We start from the raw sequence: 1,273 nt of genomic DNA on the forward strand, positions 1-1,273 counted from the left end.
CTGAGAGCGCCGTGGCTTCGCCCGGACGGGACCAACGGCCTGTCGACGCAGGCGGTCGCGAGGATTACGCTTGGCTTCAGGCGGGTCATCCTGCCCGCCGTGGGGCTGGAAGGCGGGTCGCGATGGACGCGATGATGATGGATGCCATGGGCAAGGACATGATGTCGATGCCCGGCATGCAGGCCATGTCGATGGACATGTCCGTGATGCAGCAGTGCATGGACGCGTGTTCGGCGTGCGAACAGGCGTGCACGGTCTGTTCCATGCAGATGATGTCGTGCGCGCCGGCGTGCATGAACTGCGCCGACATGTGCAACACCATGATGCGGGCCATGATGCGCATGCAGGGGATGACCCCCGCCGCGATGATGGCGATGCTCGACGCGTGTGTGGCGATGTGCCAGGTGTGCATGGACGAGTGCATGGAGCACGCCGACAAGAGCGAGGTGTGTCGCATGTGCGCACAGTCGTGCCAGGCCTGCATGGACGCCTGCGCCGCCATGCGCGAGATGATCGTCACCGCCGTCTGACCCCACGGCCCAGACGAGGGATGCCGCGGCATCCCCTCGACGTTCAGTTCCGCCGCGGCGGCGTGGCCTCAGGCGGCTCGGTCTCAGGTCGCTCGATTTCAGGGCGCCCGGTCTCAGGCGGCTCGCTCTCAGGCTGCCTGGTCTCAGACTGGGGCGACGTTGTACTGCGCCCGGCCGACGGCCAACACGTGGTACCTCCGGTGCAGCGCGACCGGCGTGCCCGGCGTCGCCTCCAGAGCGGCGGCGCCCGCGTTCCACACCGTGTGCGACTCGCCGTCCAGCGTGTGCAGCACCAGGGTGCCGGATGACGCATCCGTCGCCGTCACGAGGGCATCCGCCCACTCCAAGGGCGTCGCCGCCGCCAACCGCGCCTGGATCAGGTGCAGCGCGTGGCCCGGCGCGTACGAGGAGCACACATCGCCGTGTCCGCACATGCACGCGACACGCTCACGCACCTCGACGGGCGTCTGGCGGGTCAGCGGCGTGCTCACGACAATCTCCTCAGGTCGATACGGGTCGGTGTTTCCCCGAGGCTACGGCTGCGCCATCCGGCCCCGCCACCGCGGCGTCATGAAGTGCAACAGTCCCCCTTGCCACCGCGCCCGTGCCGCCGGCGGCGCCAACGGAACAGGAGGACACCGCGAGATCGGGTGAGTCCCATAGCGTGGTGTCATTTCCTGCGGGGTCCTCGTCGTCGTTGACGATGGAGGGCCACCGTGGGATGACCAGTTGTTTCCGGCAAG

General features: G+C 68.2%; 3 protein-coding genes. 1 reads left to right on the plus strand and 2 read right to left on the minus strand.

Features of this window, described 5'->3' with window-relative positions:
* On the plus strand, positions 1 to 530 hold a 530-nt coding region (locus tag H577_RS0112685), incomplete at its 5' end, for a four-helix bundle copper-binding protein (protein WP_245570402.1).
* A gap of 143 nt (positions 531 to 673) precedes the next feature.
* Here the strand turns inward: H577_RS0112685 and H577_RS0112690 are convergent.
* Together H577_RS0112690 and H577_RS17980 are read right to left on the minus strand one after the other, a co-directional pair.
* Positions 674 to 1,021 carry a hypothetical protein gene (locus tag H577_RS0112690; RefSeq protein ID WP_029146255.1) on the minus strand — a complete coding sequence of 116 codons (348 nt, stop codon included), beginning with the start codon at positions 1,019 to 1,021 and terminating at the stop codon, positions 674 to 676.
* Between the two features lie 10 nt (positions 1,022 to 1,031).
* Positions 1,032 to 1,273, minus strand: a 242-nt coding sequence (locus H577_RS17980) for a hypothetical protein (RefSeq protein WP_211217934.1), incomplete at its 5' end; no start/stop codon positions are given.

This window comes from Microbacterium luticocti DSM 19459 (assembly GCF_000422405.1).
GTDB lineage: Bacteria > Actinomycetota > Actinomycetes > Actinomycetales > Microbacteriaceae > Microbacterium > Microbacterium luticocti.